This window comes from Paenibacillus cucumis (ex Kampfer et al. 2016) (assembly GCF_019748695.1).
GTDB lineage: Bacteria > Bacillota > Bacilli > Paenibacillales > Paenibacillaceae > Paenibacillus > Paenibacillus polysaccharolyticus.
On record NZ_JACLIC010000018.1, the window covers coordinates 150,421 to 170,930 of the forward strand.

A 20,510-nucleotide genomic window follows, 5' to 3' on the forward strand; every position below is an offset into this window, starting at 1 on the left:
ATTTAAGGAGTGTGCGCAGGAGAGGGGAATTTCAATGCTGCAAGTGAAATACGACCGTGAACAAATTTTAAACGTTATTCAGAACGTAACGAGAAAAACACTGGATATGGATTTGACTTGGGATTGGCCCTGCGGCGTAGCCTATTACGGAGTAGCGAGAGCTTACCAAACGACAGGTGATCAGGAGATTTTGGACAGGCTGGTGAAGTGGGCGGATGAATATATAGAGCTAGGCTTGCCAAGCTGGACGGTGAATACATGTGCAATGGGACATGTATTGATCACGTTATACGAAGAGACAGGCGATCAGAAGTATTGGGATACCGTCATGAGTAAAGTGGATTATTTGCAAAATCATGCGCTCCGCTTTGGCGATCGGGTGTTACAGCACACAGTATCAACAGCGAATGATTTTCCTGAACAGGCCTGGGCAGATACGCTGTTTATGGCGGCTTTTTTCCTGCTCCGAGTGGGTAGCAAGCTGAAGGACGAAGCGATGATTCAGGATGCGCTGAATCAGTATTACTGGCATATCAAATACCTGCAAGATCCGAGCACCGGCCTGTGGTATCACGGTTATAACAACGTGAACAAGGATCACATGTCCGGCTTTTACTGGGGACGAGCGAATGCATGGGGAGCTTATACGATGTCACAGGTCAAACCGCAACTCAAAGAGTGGTACTTGTATCCGCAATGTATGGACGTTGAATGTTCCTTGCGTGATCAGCTTGCGGCTATCAAGTTGCTGCAGACGGAAGATGGCTTATGGCGTACCGTTCTGGATGATGCGGAATCTTATGAGGAAGTTTCCGCATCATGCGGTATTGCAGCGGCTATGATTAATAACGGCAACCCATTGCATACGAAATATGTACAAAAGGCCCTTAGCGGCATTTTGCACCATATCAGCGAGGATGGACGTGTACTCGGGGTCTCCGGCGGAACAGCTGTGATGAAGGATCGCGATGGGTACCGCAACATTCCGAAAGACTGGATTCAAGGATGGGGTCAGGGACTGGCACTGGCATTTCTGTCGGATATGTTACGACAAGGAGAGTGAACATGTTGCCGAAATCAACCAAAGGCTCTTTCACGTTACCAGGAGAATCCGGTTATGAAGCACTGACGCTGGAGCTGGCTGAGCGGTGGGGAGCCGATGTGATCAGAGATAGTGACGGGACAAAGTTGTCGGCTGAGATCATTCAGGCCGGATACGGCATTTATTCGACGATCTGTATCATTCGGGATCATAATGAGTGGGCATCAAGGAATAAGGATAAGCTCCAGCAATGTTTTCTTATTACTCAGCCGAAGGTAGCCGTTCAGGATTATATCTCCATCTATCTGATGGAGGACTTTTTTGCCGAACAATTCAAGGTGAACGATTCGAAGGAAGCGTTGAAGTATTGGCAGGTGTACGACCGGACGACCGGACAGGAAGTACCGAGAACACAGTGGAATTACGAAAGAGAATCCGGCAACGTGGTCATTACTGGCATCACCCCTTGGCATAAATACACGGTAAGTTTCATGGTCTATCGTATCTGGGAAGAAATATCTATGTATAATCACACAACCAACAACTGGGACAAAGAACACCTGATGCAGATCGACCCCATCTATGCAGACACGCAAACGTATCTATTGGATTGGATGGAAAAATGGTGCCTTGCTCACCCCGAAACAACGGTTGTTCGATTCACGTCGCTCTTCTATAATTTTGCCTGGATTTGGGGTAGTGATGAGCGCAACCGCCATCTCTTCTCGGATTGGGGTTCCTACGATTTTACGGTGAGTTCAAGAGGGCTTGATTTATTTGTCGAAAAATATGGCTATGCACTCACCGCAGAGGATTTTGTGAATGGCGGAAAGTACCAGGTCAGCCATATGCCTGCGGGGCAGCGCAAGCTGGACTGGATGGCATTTATCAATGATTTTGTCATTGATTTTGGCAGAAAGTTGATTGATATCGTTCATCGCCATGGCAAGTTGGCTTATGTATTCTATGACGATAGCTGGGTGGGCATGGAGCCTTACAATGACCGCTTTGAAGAGTTTGGCTTCGATGGCATGATCAAATGTGTGTTCTCTGGCTATGAGGCCAGAATGTGTTCAGGCGTCAAGGCTGAAACACATGAAATTCGCTTGCATCCTTATCTGTTCCCTGTCGGGTTAGGTGGATTACCTACCTTCAAGGAGGGAGGGAACCCAACGCTTGATGCCAAAAACTACTGGATTAACATCCGGCGCGCGTTATTGCGCGAGAAAATCGACCGGATTGGCCTGGGCGGATACCTGCATTTGGTAGAGCCTTATCCTGATTTTGTGGAATATATCGAGAAGGTCGCAGATGAATTCAGGGAGATCAAAGCATTGCACCAGGCAGGCAAACCTGCGCAGCTTCAAACTCGTGTGGCGGTGCTCCATAGCTGGGGCCAATTAAGATCCTGGACGTTGTCGGGACATTTTCATGAGACTTACATGCATGACTTGATTCATGTGAATGAGGCGTTAGCCGGGTTGCCGGTTGATGTACGCTTTATCGATTTTGAAGATATTCGCCAAGGCGTGCTGAACGAGGTGGATGTCGTCATTAATGCTGGAAGAGCCGGTTCTGCATGGAGCGGTGGCGAGCACTGGAATGACACGGCTTGTGTGGATCAGCTCACCCGTTGGGTGCACGAAGGAGGCACATTTATTGGCATCAACCAGCCGTCGGCTGTGGAAGGTTATGATACCTTTTTCCGAATGGCTCATGTGCTTGGGGTGGATGAGGATACAGGTGCGCGTGTAGTGCATGGAAAATGGGCCTATGACGTGCAGGATCGGCATGAGCTTGTGCCAGAAGGTGCAACAGTGAAAGGCAAGCCGCATCGTTATCTGACCGATGGAACGGCCGAGGTGGTGCTGGAAACGGAAGGGAACATTGCACTGTCTGTACATGTTTTTGGCAAAGGAAAGGGAATCTATCTGCCTTCGTTCGAATTCAACTGGGTGAATGCCAGACTGCTGCTGAATCTGATCCGCTTCGCCGGTAATGAGCAACACAATACCAAGTATATTACGGATAATGTGTATACCGAGTGTGCGTATTATCCCGAGAGCGGCAAGCTGGTTGTAATCAACAACAGTGATCAGGCGCAGACGACGACGATTGACACGGAACAGGGGATGCAGAGGTTTGATATCGCACCATTTGATACAATGATTACCCAGATTGGAGCGCAGGCTTCGGTATAATATCAGCTACTTTCCATATTGTACTGTTATCGAATCGACCTTGGAAATGATTAGTTCCCACACAAAAAAGCTCATGACCTGTAGCACATACGCTATAAGTCTTGGGCTTTTTGTGGCGCAAATAAATTTATAATGATGTCATACGTTACATGTATGGACATACGACCTGATGTGCTAGACTATTGAAAAACAAAGGAGCTGCTCACATGAATGTAAACGAGGTTATGCAAGAGCTTGAGGCTCTGGGCAAAGAACGCACGAAAAAAATATATCTCTCTAATGGTGCGCATGAACCCTTGTTTGGAGTTGCGACAGGGGCGATGAAACCGATGGCGAAGCAGATCAAGAAAAATCAGCCGCTTGCTGAGCAATTGTATGCAACAGGCAACTATGATGCCATGTATTTTGCAGGTGTGATTGCTGACCCGAAAGTGATGACCCACGCCGATTTTGATCGCTGGATGGATGCGGCGTATTTCTATATGGTGTCCGATTATATCGTTGCTGTAACTTTAGCGGAGACGGATATTGCCCAGGAGGTTGCAGACACCTGGATTGCGAGCGGAGAAGAGCTGCGAATGTCCGGCGGATGGAGTTGTTACTGCTGGCTTCTAGGTAGCCGTAAAGATAACGAGTTCGAGGAGGATAAAATCAGACAGATGCTTGAGCAAGTCGAACAAACGATTCACAGTGCGCCTGAACGTGCCAAAATAGCCATGAATCTGTTTATCTATACGGTTAGCATGTCCTACGTTCCGTTGCATGAGCTAGCGGTGGAAACGGCCAAAAGGGTTGGCCCACTTGAAGTGGGTCTGGACAAGCCGAAAAGCAAGCTAATCAGTGCTTCCGACAATATTCAAAAGGCACTGAATCGCAATCAGCTTGGATTCAAACGTAAATATGTAAGATGTTAGTCCGAAACGTGTATTCCATTATCACCATGGAACGAAAAATTATTGAAAACAGCCATAATTTCAAGTATTTTATGGCTGTCTACATATCAAAATAATACTGAAAATCACATAAGAATCACATTTCCTGAAAAACTCATATTTTTATGATGTCTGAGAAATGCTTTGTGATTTTTTAACGTGAGTATATATTTTGAGTGTGGTCTTTGCATCATCATGACCTACTCTTTCCATGATTATCTTTAAATCCACCTCAGTTATAGTACTTTGAGAGTATCCTTTGTCAAAAAGTTCATTAAGCATATTTTGATGCACAGAATATTAAATGTGATTAGCCCCAGACTCGGATCGCTGTCTGGGGCTAATTTTCTATTCTTTATCTAGATGTTTTTTGTGTTTCTTTCTAATTATATCAATTGAAAAAATTACAATTGTTATAAGAATAGAATGAACAACAGGCTTAATGTAACTTGGGTCATTGTAGATAAAGTAAGCGAGTATAAAGTTTAATATAAAAGTAATTAAGTACCCTAAAATAGTATCATCTCATTTCAGAACCAAGGTTCAACTACACTAGACTTTCTTGCGTCGTGTTCAATGTTACCGCCAGTATGATTAGAATTAGCTGTAACTCTGATTTCTTTCAAAATTTCATAGTCCCCAATAAAATTACCATTTTCAGTGAAAAATCCTGGCCCTAATGCTCTGTAATAGTATTTAATAGAAATAAATAAGTTCTCTTTGTTGGATGTAACGAAATAGTAAACCCCAAAGCCTCCAATTGCCGCAATACTTATTTTCCATGGATCAGGAATAAATTTCCCTTTAGCCCATTCAACGACGGCTGCTCCTAAAGCAGTTTTTGTTGCTGCTTGGAACTTTTCTGAAGTATAAATATCATAATTTTTCATATGTGTATATGGAGTTGGGTAAGTAGCAGCGAGGCTATTTTTGGACTCTGTTTTGAACTCTGAATTAAGTAATTTGTTTACAGTAGCGATAGCTTCAGGTGTAATTTCACTTAACTTAAGAGTACCATCTTGAATTTGATAGTCAATATTATTTTGTTCTAAAATATTGATTACTCGTTCATCAATAACAGGAGAAACCTTCTCGTTGTTTTCTGCAGATGCTGCTAGGGGAACACTTGATACCAATAAACAAATTGTAAGAAAAACAGTGAAAATTCTTCTCATTTGAAAGCTCCTTAAAGCTCCTTTTAGTAGTGTAATAGTAGTATTGGAGTTGGCCAACTCAAATCTTCTCTCATTATACTTTTTTTGAAAAAAATGTATACACTCATTATGTAAAAAAATTGAAAATAAATTTTACTTTTTAAGGGTTTTGTGGTTTCTACGAATAGTTCATATATACAGAGGTGATTACGATTAGTTTATACTTTAAGGAGCACGCTGACATACATATGGAAAGACCGATCAATTAGTCGGTCTCTTTTCTTAGCTTTCCTTTGGAATCACAAGATAACAATTAATAACATTTTCACCCAAAAATAAATATTTGTGACGATAATTATCGGTGTTATACCAAAATGTGTACAACACACCTGAGAATTTGATATCAACAACAACTACTTTGATATAATCTTTTCATACCAAACAAGTTTCGTATCTGTTTTAAGAAAATTGGATGTGAATGAAAATCACATAAAAATTCACAATCTCAGCGGATTTGTACGAATGAAATTATTAAAATAAGACTGAAAAGGGTTGTAATTATAGGCACACGAATGTTGTAGACTTCAAATGAGACATTATCACCATGGCTCGTTATAATGGTGGTAATGGATGACACGGGTGGGGGAGACAACAACGACATGAAACGCAAGTTAAAGTGTAAGCGTATTCAGTTACTGGATGATTGGAGTCTTAGAACGAAGTTATACATAATGTTTATTTTTTGTGTGCTTGTACCTGTGGTGGCAACTAATGCCGTGTTTTATCAAAGCATCAAAGGACAGATTGAAGCCAAAGAACAGGGCCGGATCAACGAAATGCAGCAACGGATTCGCTTTAATCTGCGGAACAGCTTGGATAACAGCCTGTACGTATCCAATTTTTTATATACGGATGCTACGCTAAATCGGTTTATGGAGTCCAAATACAACAATCAGGAAGACTATTATTTTGCATATTATGATATGCTGAGCGGCAACAATCTGGTTCGGTATTATTACAGTTATCAGCAAGTGAATCAGGTGACGTTTTATGTAGATAACGATACGTTTGTAAATGGCGGCAACTTTATCAAGCTGAATGATGACATAAGGAAAAGTGAATGGTATCAGGCGCTCATGAACACAGACGACCAGATGATGATTTATTCCTATTTTGACAAGCAGCAGGCAGAGATGTCGCAAACTCAAGGCGGCCGTAAGGTTAGCATTATACGCAAACTCAATTATTTCGGGAAACAACAGGTGGAAAAAGTATTGAAGGTAGATCTCGACTACGCCTTCATTAACAAATCGTTCAAAAATGAGGGAGCGGGCGGCAAAATCTATATCGTTTCGAATGATCGGATTATTTTCTCCAATGATGCACAGATGAATCAGGCAAGGAAGCCGTTCCATCTCATGTCTGGCATGTCGAAGGATGAGGGACAGTCCACAGAATTGATTCCTGTCGTATCGGAAAATTGGCAGATTATTGTGCGTGGAGAGAAGCTGGATTTTCTGACGGAGATCGTGGATTCCAGATTCAATCTGCTTCTGCTGATTATTGTTAATCTGCTGGTACCAACACTGCTTATCTGGCTTATTTCCAGATCCCTTGTTCACAGGGTAGGCCGAATTGCAACGCATTTGGATCAAGTTAAACAGGAAAAATTTGAAGTGATTGTAGAACCTGCGGGCAAGGATGAGATCGGTAGCTTAACCCATAGTTACAATATGATGGTCATCAAAATCAGGAATCTGATCGAGATCGTATTTAAAGGGCAGGTCGAACGGCAGGCGCTTGAACTTTCCAAGAAACAGGCTGAATTAAAGGCGCTACAGAGTCAGGTCAATCCACACTTTATGTTTAATACACTAGAAACCATTCGCATGCGGAGTCTGATCAAGGATGAACATGAGACCTCTGATATCATTCAGAAGCTGGCGTTGCTGCTCAGGCAAACGATTAATTGGGGCAATGATCTCGTAAGCATTCAAGATGAAATTCGTTTTGTCGAAAGTTATCTGGTGATCCAGCAATATCGGTTTGGCGAGAAGTTACAGTTCGTTATTGACGTTACCGATGCTGAGATATTGGAGATGAAGATTCCGAAGCTGACCGTGTTAACGTTTGTCGAAAACGCTTGTATCCATGGTATTGAAGGTGGCTTAAATGATGGAGTCGTGGAAGTCAGATTCCAGAAGTATAACGAGCAACTACATATTGTGATCCAAGATACTGGAGTTGGCATGGAGAAGGACAAACTGGAACTCATTCGAACGATGTTGCTTGATCCGAGTCTGGAACGGCTTAGCGAACTGAGCAGCATTGGAGTGATGAATGCATATATTCGGCTTCGAATGTATTTCGATGAACGTGTGCAAGTAAGCATTGACAGTGAAAGGTACAAGGGGACTACGATTCGCATACAAATTCCGCTTGTACAAGCATCTCAGGGATAAGGAGCGAGAATATGATCAACGTGCTGATTGTGGACGATGAGCCATTTATTCGCCAAGGACTGCTTTTGCTGATCGATTGGAATTCACTTGGGTTTCAAGTTTGTGGTCAGGCTTCTAATGGGGTACAGGCACTCGAATGTATCCGAACAATGCGGCCTGACCTCGTCATATCCGACATTAAAATGCCGGAAATGGATGGCATGCAACTTGCCAAAATCATCTATGAACAATACGGCGGCGAGATGAAGATGGTGTTACTTAGCGGTTTCTATGAGTTTGAGTACGCCAAACAAGCGATCAAATATCAGGTGAACGATTATATACTTAAACCGATTGTGAAGGATGAGTTGTTGCAAGTGCTGGAGGCCTTCCGCAAGGCTTTCATGGAAAGAACGGAAGAAAAGCGGCATCAGGAAAAACAGGAACATATCGTTATGACTCAACAGGTGCAATCGATTTTGATTGGAACGGCAGATGAAGATACACTCGCCAGTATCCAGGTCTCATATGGGGATGTAATGACGAAGTTGCGATGCTTGATGATTGAAACGGAATCGGAGCGAGAACAACAGCAGAACGATGGGAGTCTGCTCGTGGAAGCCCATATCAATCAGAATCATGTAGGCTATGTCCTGAAATCTTTTACAGGTGAGAAAAACCGAGTGCTGCATATTGTGACCGACCTGTTGCTGAAGCGTGAGGCATTATCACTGGAACAATACGTTACAAGGCTGTATACAGAGCTAAGTCAGATACAGGGTGCAGCCATAGCCATCTATGTCGGCAAGGAAGTGCACAGGCTGGAGGAACTGCACGAGTCCTATTATTCTTGCGGTAAGATTAAAAGTTTGCGTTTCTTTAGTGCGTACGGGCCGATTTATTATTTTGAACATATGGACACAAGTGTATTCACCAATCAACCAGCCGGACGGGAGAAACAGCTCTTTGACGGACTGATTCAAGCGATCGAGGAGCAACAGACTGAAGATATACGCGGTCATGCGCAGGCCATTTTTCAATTTTTTCTGGAGCAGCGCATTGAGCCGGGCATCGTGGGCATTCATCTTCATTATTTGGCGTACACGTTGCTTGGATTAGTGAACAGGGACGATACGGATCTGAATTCAGATGAGGAATGGATGCAGTCCACATTTCTGCAGACGAACTATGCCATGCTGTCCATGGAAGAGAATATCGAGAATCTCTGCCACTTTTCATACACATGTGCGGAGAAGCTGAAAGAGCGTCAGAAGTGGAATGCAATGGGTGTACTGGCGCGAGTCGAGGCTTACATTCATGAGCACTATATGGAAAATGTCAGCTTGAAGCTGCTTGGAGAGCATTTTTTCATGAATAGCGCCTATCTGGGCCAGATTTTCAAAAAGCATTATGGCGTGAGTTTCAGTGATTACCTGAATCAGATTCGTATTGACGAGGCCATTCGATTGTTACGCAGAACGGATTATAGAGTCTATGAGATTGCAACGAAGGTTGGGTATCGGGACTCCGATTATTTCATTAACCGGTTTGAGAAAATCAGGGGAGAGACGCCTGCCCAGTATCGAAAAAGGGCACAAACGATGCATAACTCGGATTCATCATCCTGCGCGCCTTGAGGGGGAGCAGGATTTTTTGTATATCTGGAATTATTGGGATGAGGTCTATAATTTGTCCCGTTGAGGAGAGCAAGTAACAATGATAATTTTAAATCAACCTTTGGAAAGCGCTTTCTAAAGAGTGTCTCTCAACATACTTCGCTGGAGGGGTCATGATGAAAAAGGATGTCAGAAAAAGATTAAGGCAGCTCGTTCTACTGACGTTAATGTTTACGGTTGTGCTCGCCGGTTGTACGCCGGGGTCATCCAAAACGGAAGAGAAAACGGCAGACGGCAAGGAACTGAAGCAATTTTCCGCATTTTTTGCTGTACCAGGCAAGCTTGCACCTGATGATAACCGCGTAATGAAGGCTATTGAGGAAAAGACAGGCGTGCGTGTCACGATGGATTGGCTCACAGGCCAGACCGCCAAAGAACGAATTGGAGTAATGATTGCAGGCGGAGAGTATCCGGATTTTATTGATGGCAGTGATGGTACACAGCAATTAGTATCTGCCGGTGCGCTTGTACCACTTGAAGACTACATCGACAAATATCCGAATATCAAAAACTATCTCGGTGACAATTGGAAGAAAATGAAGAATTCAACGGATGGTCATATCTACTTCATTCCGCAATTCGGAAATTTACAGGGTGAGTCCATGAAAGTATCCCATGACGGGGAAGCGTTCTGGATTCAAAAAGCGGTGCTGGAGTGGGCGAACTATCCAACAATCAAAACGCTGGATCAATATTTCGATTTGATTGAAAAGTACAAAGCAGCAAATCCAACGATTAATGGTCAGCCAACGATTGGTTTTGAGATTATCTCTTACGACTGGCGTTACTTCGCACTGGAGAACCCGCCGTTGTTCCTGGCAGGCTACCCGAACGAAGGTGCCGCTATTATCGACAAGGCTACGTTAACAGCGAAAAACTACAATACGATTCCGGAAGCCAAGGCTTATTTTAAAAAGATCAATGAGGTCTACAACAAAGGGCTCGTCGACAATGAAACGTTCACAGCCAACTACGATCAGTACATTTCCAAAATTTCAACGGGACGCGTACTGGGAATGGTCGACCAGGGATGGCAGTTCCTCGACGCAGAGGCTTCTCTGGTCAAACAAAAGCTGTATGAAAGAACGTATGTACCACTGTCCATTACGTTGTCCGAAGATGTGAAAGGCCGTTATCAGCATAAGCCGATTCTGAACGTCAACGGCGGACTAGCGATCACGAAGAGCTGTAAAGATGTTGAAGGAGCGCTTCAATACATTAATGATCTGCTTGATCCGGAGACGGAAGTTCTGAGAACGTGGGGACAGAAAGATGTAGATTATCAGGTGGATGACAAAGGCGTATTCTCCCGTAACGAGGAGCAACGTGCCAATTCGAAAGATCCGGACTGGGTACTTGCCAACACTGGAAGCCCGCTGGTATATTTCCCTCACCATGAAGGCATGACAGCAGACGGTAAAAACGCGATGGACCCGAAAGAACAGCCTGAAGAATACCTTGCTACATTGAATGACATTGATAAAAAAGTGCTCAAGGCCTACGGATACACCAAATTCACGGATTTCCTGGAGCCTGCAGAAGAGAACGAACCATGGTTCCCGATCTATACGTTCAATTTTGAACCGAATAAGCCAGAAACAATTGCCAGACAGAAGATGGACGATGTGAAACGCAAATGGTTGCCTAAAGTGATCATGACCTCACCAGCAGAGTTTGATCAGGCGTGGGAAGAATATCAATCCACACTGAAAGAAAGTGCGGATATCAAAGCCTATGAGGATGCACTGACCGAAGAGGTTCGCAGACGTGTAGAGCTATGGGGTTAAACAGGTGAAACAGATGCAAGTAGTAAGACAGGTTATACGATAAGAAGCAAGATAAGCAATACGATAAGCCTTACGAAAAGTACTCCGGTAAGAGAAATATGACAAATAGCATGATAAGTGATGTGAAGAGTAATACGAGAAGCGGTATCAGTAGGTAATAGCTAAGGTCAAGGCAGAGAGGCTATAGGATATCCTGTAGCCTTTCTTAATCCACAAATAAACGTGTACCATTGGACAGGAATGGATTCGAATCATCCGCTTCGGATGATATAGATAAAACTCGGAATCAAGGAGAGAGAAAAGCATGGCTAAAAAGGAGCTACAGTCCTCGGTCAACACCAGTCATATTCCTTCGGGGAAGAGCTGGATCGGGTATAACTTGTCCAGAATGAAAAGTCAGCGCCAATTGATGTGGATGTCATTCCCCTTCATTGCGTTTATTGCTATTTTTGCGTATGGGCCTTTATGGGGCTGGCTCATGGCTTTTCAAAACTATAGACCAGGCCTTGGTTTTATGGAGCAGGATTGGGCAGGACTGGATCATTTCCGAACGTTATTTACAGACCCGACTTTCTTGCGTGTCATTCGCAATACACTGGCGATGAGTCTGATCAGTCTGTTTCTTGGATTTGTCGGTTCAATTGGTCTGGCGCTCTTGCTCAACGAACTGCGGCTGGTTTTATTTAAACGTGTCGTGCAGACCGTTTCTTATCTTCCGCACTTTCTATCGTGGATCATCGTGACAGGCATTGTTGCGAATGTATTGTCGACGGAAAACGGGATTGTGAATGTGCTGATGACCAAGCTGGGGCTGATTGATGCGCCGATTAATTTCTTTGCCGAACCCAAATACTTCTGGGGCATCGTTGGTCTGTCGAGCATGTGGAAAGAGATCGGATGGGGCACGATTATCTATCTCGCATCCATGGCGTCCATTAATCCAAGTCTGTATGAGGCAGCCTCCATTGATGGAGCCGGCCGTTTCCGTAAAATGTGGAATGTCACACTTCCGAGTATCAAACCAACCATCATTATCCTGCTGATTATCAACGTCGGTAACGTACTGAATGCAGGCTTTGAGATTCAATATTTGCTGGGGAACGGACTGGTGCAGGATGTATCCGAGACGATTGATATCTTTGTTCTAAAATACGGGATTAATCTTGGAAACTACTCACTTGCCACCGCGGCAGGAATCTTCAAAAGTGTGGTCAGTCTAGTGCTCATCTTTATCGCCAACGGGATTGCCAAATCTCTTGGTGAAGAGCGGTTGATATGATAAGGGGGCAGCGCTGTGAATCGAATTAGCGGAAAACGAAGCCTGGGTGACTCAATTTTCTCTATCACCAATGGCATATTTATGTTGCTTGTTATGGTTGTTACGTTATATCCTTTTTTAAACACCATTGCCGTATCTTTCAATAACGGTCTGGATACGATTCGCGGGGGAATCTATCTCTGGCCGAGAGAGTGGACGCTGCAAAACTATGTTTCTGTGTTCCAAAATCCACATTTGACCCAAGCGGCATTTATTTCAGTTGCCAGAACGGTCATTGGAACCGTGGTACAGCTCTTCTGTACAGCCATGCTGGCTTATGTACTGAGCCGTAAGGAATACATGTTCAACAAGTTTGTAACGACACTCTTTGTGATTACGATGTATTTCAGCGGCGGCTTGATTCCTGGATACATGCTGATCAAACAAGTGGGGCTACTGAACAGCTTCTGGGTTTACATTATTCCCGGACTCATCGGGGTATTCAACATGATTGTCATCCGTACCTATATTCAGGGGTTATCCGAAGGGCTGATTGAATCGGCGAAAATGGATGGTGCAGGAGATTTCCGCATCTTTATGCGTATTGTGCTTCCGCTCTCTAAGCCGGTGCTGGCTACGGTGGCTCTCTTTATTGCTGTAGGTCAGTGGAACTCCTGGTTTGACTCCATGCTCTATACGGCAGGTAACCGCAATTTGACCACCTTGCAATATGAACTGATGAAGCTGTTATCTTCGGCAACGTCACAAGGGGGAACGGTCAATGTGGATCAGTACAAAAATGTGACGAATATGGTCACCCCCGTATCCATTCGGGCAGCCATCACCATTGTGACAGCCATGCCTATTGTCGTGCTTTATCCATTCTTGCAAAAATACTTTGTCACTGGACTCACCATTGGAGGGGTAAAAGAATGAACAATGTTAATCAAGGCGAGCAATGCACGTTTAACAATCCGATCATGCCAGGATTTTATCCAGATCCGTCTGTCTGCCGGGTAGGGGAAGATTTTTATCTGGTCACATCCACGTTTGCCTATTTTCCTGGCGTTCCGATCTTTCACAGCCGTGATCTGGTTCATTGGAAACAGATCGGTAATGTGCTGGATCGTGAGTCTCAGCTTAATCTGGAGGGCGCAGGGCATTCGCAGGGGATCTTTGCACCGACGCTTCGGCATCATGATGGACTCTTTTATATGATCACAACGAATGTATCTCATGGTGGGAACTTTGTTGTAACCGCTACCGATCCGGCTGGGCCATGGTCTGATCCTTATTTTATTGAAGGTGCGGAAGGTATCGATCCAACGATATTCTTCGATGAAGACGGCAAAGCATATTATTTAGGTACACGGCCTTGCTCGGAAGGTGTCCGTTACAATGGCAACTGGGAAGTGTGGCTACGTGAACTGGATCTTGGTAGTATGAGGCTGGTAGGAGATAGCTATGTTCTCTGGCGCGGAGCGATGGTGGATGTGATCTGGCCGGAAGGACCGCATTTGTATAAAATCGGCGAGTATTATTACCTGATGATTGCCGAAGGTGGCACAGGTCTGAACCATGCGGTTACGATTGCACGCAGCAGCAGTCTGACCGAAGGTTACGTCGGCAATCCGAATAATCCGATTATTACGCATCGTCATATGGGCAAGCATTATCCGGTTATTAATGTTGGACATGCTGACCTGGTACAGGCACCTAACGGTCAATGGTTCATGGTGATGTTGGCTTCCAGACCATATGGTGGGGCTTTCAGTAATCTTGGTCGTGAGACATTCATTGCTTCAGTGGAATGGGAAGATGGCTGGCCTGTCGTCAATCAAGGGCTGGGCAAACTGGAGGAGCAGGGGGTATTGAATCTGCCAGCAGTACCTGTGGAACCAGATCTGCGCTGTGAAAATTTCGACAATGATGAATTGGGCCTGCAGTGGATGTTCCTCCGTAATCCTCAGGAGAACCTGTACTCGTTGACTGAACGCAAAGGTTACCTGCGCTTGAAGCTGAAACCGCAAACATTGAAGGAACTTGAGAATTCCAGCTTTGTCTGTGTACGGCAGCGGCATATGGATTATGTTGCAGCGACTGCGATGGAATTTGTGCCGCAACATGAATATGAGACGGCGGGTCTGGTGGTTATCCAGAATGACCAGTATCACGTGAGAATCGAACGTGCATGTGAAGGTGAGCAGCGGGTTCTGCGGGTAATGACGTGGCTTGGTGGTGAGGAATCACAGGTTGGCCGAGTTGTGCTGGATGGAGAAACTCCGCGTGTTTACATTAAAATGGTGGCGCTAGGACAGCAACTCAGCTTCTACTACAGTACAGATGGAAGTAAGTATCATTTGGTTGCAGGACAAGTGAATACGACCAGCTTGAGCACGGAAGTGGCTGGTGGTTTTGTTGGGTGCTGTATCGGCATGTTTAGTAGCAGTAATGGTGAGTCTTCCGATCAGGTGGCGGACTTTGACTGGTTCGAATATGGTTCGTACTGATATGTAACGGCGAATAACAAAATATCCATCCAAGAAAGCTCAGTCCAGTAGCAGAGGCGCACAGGATTGAGCTTTTTTGATGTTCTTTGTGAACATATCTGGATTAGGATGCTACATTTCCACGCAGGTATTGACCCGGTTTACATCCAAAATTTCGTTCACGTCATGTGCTTCAAATTGATCAAGCAGAGCGTCCAAGCCATACTCCAGCTTGTGTTCAAGCTCCTCCGGATAAATGGGAAGGATCGCATAGAAGTGCACAGTTTGCCCACCCCCCATGTCCAGTGTGAGGAAATCCTCTTCAACCTCAAGTGGAGGCAACACGATTAAGGCGCACATATCTGTATTGTTGGAAAATGGCGTTGCCGGGTCGCCATTGGGTACTGTATGACCCCAACTCAGCCAGGTATCATAGTCATGTGGCAGTCGAGCCATCGTTTTCAACCATCGGATCGGCCAGTAATTATCGGATTCCTTTAATTCTTCTTTTAATAGAGGCCAATCCGGAGGTAAACATATCATCAGTTCTGCATACTCATAGTCCTCTGCATCTTCAGGCGTATTCATTGGCAAGGCACTCATACCTGTGGTATACAACGTATAATAATTACGTTCTGCTGTTGGACGAATGATATGGACATCGATATGAACTCTATCGGACACCAGCTCATGGAACACAGAGTCGGCTTCGCCAAGATATGTATCCGCGTGTTTCTCAATCCGCTGCAGCCATTCGGTTGTTGCATAAGAAGTAGATTGCCATTCGCGATCCAAATCTTTATGACGAATAATAGGAACGCCAGAAGGCGAATATTCAGATGAATTAGACATGTTTACTGCTCCTTTGCACCAAATAATGTATTCGCTTTTTCATCATATCATATCGTGTGAATGGAAGCCCTCACTTCGTTCTATGGTATGATAGGGTCAGGTTGATGAGTTCGATTGAAGGAGCAAAAGGATATGAATCAGAACGTACAACAGTTCAAAGCCGATTTCTTCAAAGCACTGGCACATCCGATGCGAATTCGCATTCTGGAACTGCTGAGTGAAGGAGATAAAAGCGTCAATGAACTGCAAAGCATTCTTGGAACGGAAGGTTCTGCGGTATCCCAGCAACTGGCTGTGTTGCGTAGCAAAAATGTAGTACAGGGCATGAAAGAAGGTACTACAGTCACCTACTCCCTTCGTGATCCGCTGATTAAGGAACTGCTTGCCGTTGCCAAGCAGATTTTTGATAACCATCTAGTCGATGCGATTTCGATGCTTGAGGATATGCGTAAAGACAGCTGACACAGGAAACAAGAGCAACCGGAAGTTAGCAGGGAGCTCTTGTTTTGATGTTTGCAAGATCAGGTAGCGGAAGCACAATTTTATAGGATTGTGATATTTGCGATTGACAGAGCATATATCAAGGAGTAGTGTTCACTTTATATTCAAATATTCAAATATATGAAGAAAAGAAGGTCATGGAGCATGAGAGGCATCGGGAGATATGCGGGGTATCGAATAGCTGATTTGCGCAAGGATCTGATATCGGGACTGATTGTAGGTATTATTGCGATTCCTTTAGGGATGGCCTTTGCCATTGCTTCTGGAGTCAAGCCGGAATATGGATTGTATACCACCATTATTGCAGGTATTCTGATTTCACTGCTGGGCGGCTCCAAATTTCAGATCGGTGGTCCGACTGGGGCATTTATTCCGATTCTTTTTGCTATAGTCATGCAGTATGGTTATGAAAATTTGCTGATTGCTGGCATGATGGCTGGATTGATGCTCATTGTTATGGGAGTATTCAAACTCGGAGCATTAATTAAATTCATTCCAAGACCCGTGACGATTGGCTTTACGGCGGGCATTGCTGTTTTGATTTTTAGTGGTCAGATCGTGAATGTGCTTGGACTTACTGGTGTCACGAAACATGAGGATTTTTACTCCAATATGAAAGAGATCGGGATGCACATCGGGACGATTAATATATATAGTTTGCTTACAGCGGGGGTGTGCCTGGCTGTTCTTCTGCTTGTGCCGAAGTTTGCACCCAAAGTGCCTGCTTCCCTGCTGGGTCTGATATGCTCGACCGTTGTTGCAGCCGTCTTTTTCAAAGATCAGGTGGCTACGATTGGCTCATCTTTCGGTACTATTCCTGGAACTTTACCTGGATTCCGCTTGCCGGAGATCACATGGGAGCGTATCGTGAATCTGCTGCAACCTGCTTTTGTCATTGCTATGCTCGGTGGTATTGAATCGCTGTTGTCTGCTGTTGTCGCTGATGGTATGACGGGCAGCCGCCATAACAGCAACCGGGAACTGATCGGGCAGGGGATTGCCAACCTTGTCACACCATTGTTCGGTGGAATCCCGGCGACAGGAGCCATTGCTCGTACAGCAACAAATATTAAATCGGGTGCAGTGTCTCCATTATCGGGCGTAATTCATGGTGTTGTTGTTTTGCTTGTTCTGATTTTATTTGCACCGTATGCATCCCATATTCCGCTTGCCAGCATGGCGCCGGTTCTGATGTTGGTGGCCTGGAATATGAGTGAACGAAAATCCTTTGCTTATGTACTGCGAACCAGAACGGGGGATTCGCTTGTACTGCTTTTGACCTTTCTCCTTACGGTATTCACGAGCCTTACGACTGCGGTGGAGGTGGGATTGATTCTGGCGGTCATTCTATTTGTGAAACGAATGAGCGAGATGCTGAAAGTAGCCAAGGTACTGCCTGATCCGGATCATAAACATGAGAAGGTTATGGCTCATATGGTACGGGAGGGACATGATTGTCCACAGATCAGCTTGTATACGATCGAAGGGCCATTATTTTTTGGTGCAGCGGATATGTTTGAAAAATCGGTTATGGATTCACTTCCGGAGCGTCCAGGCATGCTCTTGTTGCGCATGGGGAAAGTTCCATTTATAGATACAACAGGAGAGGCTAACCTGGCTAGTTTAATCAAGCATTTTGAACGTTCTGGCGGGATCGTACTGTTGTCGGGACTTCAGGAGCAACCGCTGGAAATGCTGAAACGAACAGGTTTGTTGGAACGGTTAGATTCGGCACATCGGTTTGAACATACGGGAGAAGCTATAACCTATGCATTAAGGCATCTGAACCAAGAGAAGTGTAAGGGATGCAAACATTTTGCGTTCCGGGAGTGTGCGGCTTTGTCTGGTTGTGGGTTGGAGTCTAAGCCTGAGCAGCAGCAAAAGTGGAAAGTTGTGACCGCTAAAGCGTCTCCTTAATAAATGTTCCAATAAATCCCTTTATAATATATATTAAGTATATTAATGATATATCAGACAGGAAGGAACTTGACTATGTTTAATCATCCAACAGCTTTGCGTTCGGTGCTCAGTCCGGCATATCTGGAGTGGGCATTAAAGGCACATTATGATATCGGTACTTGGAAAGAATGTAGATTTTGGCTGCGAGGTTTGAATGATACTTACCGCGTACGCACAAGCACAGGAACTTATATATTGCGTATATATCGTACCGAGGTGGCGGAAGCAGATGTTCGTTATGAACTGAGTGTTCTGACTGCACTAAAAGAAGGTCTAAGTTCAAGTGGGCATACAGAGGTGGGAGACTTTATCCCAACGAAAGATCAGACCGGGTATACAATGCTGGATGCGGCTGAAGGAAAGCGGGCAGCTGTGATCTTTCACTATATTGAAGGGACAGAAAATAATCTGGAAGATGAGGATTCCAGCTACGCTTTTGGCCGTTCTGCTGCTGAACTGCACCAAGCTATGGATGGGATTAAGTTGGAACAGGAGCGAGAACTTGCTTCAGCATCAGTAACGGAGTTGGAGTCAGTAAATACAAGGTTTAAGCTGGATACGAAATTTCTCATCGATGAGCCACTGGAGCGAATCATTCGTTACATTGGAGAAAGTCATAAGGAAACAGCATTTTTGCAAACGTTTACCACCGTGTTAAAAGAAAAGATCTCTACCATCTCCAGTTCAGGTCTGGACTACGGCTTATGTCATGGCGATATGCATGGAAACAACAATGTGTTTGAGCAGCAAGAACGCTTCATCCATTATGATTTCGAATGGGCTGCTATGGGATGGCGTGCGTATGATCTGGCTCAAGTGAAGATTCGGAAACGCCAGTCGGGTGATGCGGAGAAGAAGCAGCAGTTATGGGATGCGTTGATGAAAGGATATCGATCCGTTCGGAGCTTTACAAATGCAGATGAACAGGCGGTCGACTTGTTTATTATCGCTCGCAGGTTCTGGGTGATGGGTCTGGATGTGGCCTTTATTGATAGTGATATGGGCGCGCTGGATTATGGGGAGGATTGGTTGAATGACTTTATTGAGGAGTTTCGTGATACAGGTATTTTATAGGGAACTAATTCATATGAAATAAAAAAGTAACTGTCCTTAAAAAACGATTATGCAGGTTTACTCGCATAATCGTTTTTTTTACTTGTTGGTGCTTAATATGATCAATTAATATAGCAATATTCAATTTTGCGCTACCGATATCAACTATGATTGTGTGGAAGAGGCAGCAGTCGCGGCTGCCGCAGCGGCTGCTGCCGACATGGCGGCTTGCTGAGCGACGATAATGTTGGTAATCGTTGTAGACATGGAAGATGTAAGGATCTCATTCTGTAGACTCTCCACATGTTGAAGTGCAGTCAATGCAGATGAGAACAGCAGCAACTCCTGTTTGTTTATAGACCACGCCCCAAAACCATTTTGAGTTCTTAACCAATCGTATGTCTCAATAACCTGATCTACCAGCAAGTCGATCTCTGCTGGCAATAGCGCAAAGAGTGCGAGTGAAGGCAATGTGTACGTTTTATCCATCCGAAGATTCCTTGAACGGAAAGCCTCGCTTAAAGCCAGCAAACGTTCACTGACCTGAGATCCGCCATCCCCAATAACGAGAATGTGTGTTAAGGTCTGCACGCTGTTTTTCGCGGAAAAATGAGGTTTTAACTCCCGATAGAGCTGCTCCATATGCGCGACAGCAGTGTCTACTTCCAGATTCGAGAGGGCTAACATCGCTGTGAAAATATAGTCATCATGTCCTGTGAGGAAGGGATGCTCTTGTTTCATACGGTCATAGAATGCTTTGGCACGTTCCACGGTATGCTGATATTGATCAGGCGGCACTTGAGCAGCGATCTGATAGGCAGCCATCACCAGGTAGTCAGAGTTGCGGAACTTGATTTCTTTCATCAAGTCATGGACTTGAATCGTATGTTGCAGTCTTGCAAGTTGGTCCGTTGTCAGAGATAGCATAGCTGCAAAATGAAAGGAAGAAGGGCCCCTAAATGCAGAAAAACGTTTGGTATGCTGCTTCAACAAGTCGTTGCTTTGTTGAATGGCTTCGGGATCTATACTTTTATTCTCCACTACATATAGCAACGCCGCCAAACGGCGCATGATGGGGTTCTGCCATTTGAATGGTTTCTTGAGCATCAGGGTGTTAGAAACGAATAATTCGGCTTTTTCCAGCAGTTTTGGTTGCATGTGCAAC

The 20,510-nt window shown here is 44.7% G+C and carries 15 protein-coding genes; 12 read left to right on the top strand and 3 right to left on the bottom strand.

The window, feature by feature from the left end:
- The first annotated feature begins 34 nt into the window (after positions 1–34).
- The 3 genes from H7T88_RS11005 to H7T88_RS11015 all read left to right on the top strand — a co-directional run bounded on the left by H7T88_RS11005 (position 35) and on the right by H7T88_RS11015 (position 4,157).
- Entirely contained in the window at positions 35–1,063 is a 1,029-nt protein-coding gene (locus tag H7T88_RS11005) for a glycoside hydrolase family 88/105 protein (protein ID WP_221788450.1), read from the top strand.
- A 2-nt stretch (positions 1,064–1,065) separates the two neighbouring features.
- Entirely contained in the window at positions 1,066–3,243 is a 2,178-nt protein-coding gene (gene gnpA / locus H7T88_RS11010; protein WP_260510832.1) for a 1,3-beta-galactosyl-N-acetylhexosamine phosphorylase, read from the top strand.
- Between the two features lie 206 nt (positions 3,244–3,449).
- Positions 3,450–4,157, top strand: coding sequence for a DNA alkylation repair protein (locus H7T88_RS11015; protein WP_221788451.1), 708 nt, complete (start codon positions 3,450–3,452; stop codon positions 4,155–4,157).
- A gap of 548 nt (positions 4,158–4,705) precedes the next feature.
- On the opposite strand, the gene H7T88_RS11020 is transcribed toward H7T88_RS11015, so the two are convergent.
- Positions 4,706–5,350 carry a hypothetical protein gene (locus tag H7T88_RS11020; RefSeq protein ID WP_221788452.1) on the bottom strand — a complete coding sequence of 215 codons (645 nt, stop codon included), beginning with the start codon at positions 5,348–5,350 and terminating at the stop codon, positions 4,706–4,708.
- A 638-nt stretch (positions 5,351–5,988) separates the two neighbouring features.
- Between H7T88_RS11020 and H7T88_RS11025 the strand changes: the two genes are divergently transcribed.
- The 6 genes from H7T88_RS11025 to H7T88_RS11050 all read left to right on the top strand — a co-directional run bounded on the left by H7T88_RS11025 (position 5,989) and on the right by H7T88_RS11050 (position 15,001).
- Positions 5,989–7,791, top strand: coding sequence for a sensor histidine kinase (locus tag H7T88_RS11025; RefSeq protein ID WP_221788454.1), 1,803 nt, complete (start codon positions 5,989–5,991; stop codon positions 7,789–7,791).
- An 11-nt stretch (positions 7,792–7,802) separates the two neighbouring features.
- Positions 7,803–9,407 carry a response regulator transcription factor gene (locus tag H7T88_RS11030; protein WP_221788456.1) on the top strand — a complete coding sequence of 535 codons (1,605 nt, stop codon included), beginning with the start codon at positions 7,803–7,805 and terminating at the stop codon, positions 9,405–9,407.
- Positions 9,408–9,559: 152 nt separating this feature from the next.
- Complete coding sequence (locus H7T88_RS11035; RefSeq protein ID WP_260510833.1) at positions 9,560–11,233, top strand: extracellular solute-binding protein; 1,674 nt, start codon at positions 9,560–9,562, stop codon at positions 11,231–11,233.
- A 304-nt stretch (positions 11,234–11,537) separates the two neighbouring features.
- Positions 11,538–12,512, top strand: a complete 975-nt coding sequence (locus H7T88_RS11040; RefSeq protein ID WP_186811797.1) for an ABC transporter permease — start codon at positions 11,538–11,540, stop codon at positions 12,510–12,512.
- A gap of 15 nt (positions 12,513–12,527) precedes the next feature.
- Complete coding sequence (locus H7T88_RS11045; RefSeq protein ID WP_186375587.1) at positions 12,528–13,427, top strand: carbohydrate ABC transporter permease; 900 nt, start codon at positions 12,528–12,530, stop codon at positions 13,425–13,427.
- Entirely contained in the window at positions 13,424–15,001 is a 1,578-nt protein-coding gene (locus H7T88_RS11050; RefSeq protein WP_154960323.1) for a glycoside hydrolase family 43 protein, read from the top strand. The genes H7T88_RS11045 and H7T88_RS11050 overlap by 4 nt, the downstream gene beginning before the upstream one ends.
- Before the next feature lie 111 nt (positions 15,002–15,112).
- Here H7T88_RS11050 and H7T88_RS11055 read toward each other — a convergent pair whose 3' ends face one another.
- The gene (locus H7T88_RS11055; protein WP_154960322.1) at positions 15,113–15,832 is read right to left on the bottom strand and encodes a suppressor of fused domain protein; all 720 of its coding nucleotides are present in this window, start codon (positions 15,830–15,832) and stop codon (positions 15,113–15,115) included.
- Positions 15,833–15,964: 132 nt separating this feature from the next.
- Here H7T88_RS11055 and H7T88_RS11060 point away from each other — a divergent pair, with 132 nt between their 5' ends.
- The 3 genes from H7T88_RS11060 to H7T88_RS11070 all read left to right on the top strand — a co-directional run bounded on the left by H7T88_RS11060 (position 15,965) and on the right by H7T88_RS11070 (position 19,366).
- The gene (locus H7T88_RS11060; protein ID WP_154891673.1) at positions 15,965–16,294 is read left to right on the top strand and encodes an ArsR/SmtB family transcription factor; all 330 of its coding nucleotides are present in this window, start codon (positions 15,965–15,967) and stop codon (positions 16,292–16,294) included.
- 183 nt (positions 16,295–16,477) lie between these two features.
- Positions 16,478–18,250: a SulP family inorganic anion transporter gene (locus H7T88_RS11065; RefSeq protein ID WP_154960321.1), complete on the top strand. Its 1,773-nt coding sequence runs from the start codon at positions 16,478–16,480 to the stop codon at positions 18,248–18,250.
- Positions 18,251–18,325: 75 nt separating this feature from the next.
- Entirely contained in the window at positions 18,326–19,366 is a 1,041-nt protein-coding gene (locus H7T88_RS11070) for a phosphotransferase (RefSeq protein WP_221788458.1), read from the top strand.
- 144 nt (positions 19,367–19,510) lie between these two features.
- Here the strand turns inward: H7T88_RS11070 and H7T88_RS11075 are convergent, their stop codons facing one another.
- Positions 19,511–20,503, bottom strand: coding sequence for a DUF4003 family protein (locus H7T88_RS11075; RefSeq protein ID WP_221788460.1), 993 nt, complete (start codon positions 20,501–20,503; stop codon positions 19,511–19,513).
- Positions 20,504–20,510 lie beyond the last annotated feature (7 nt).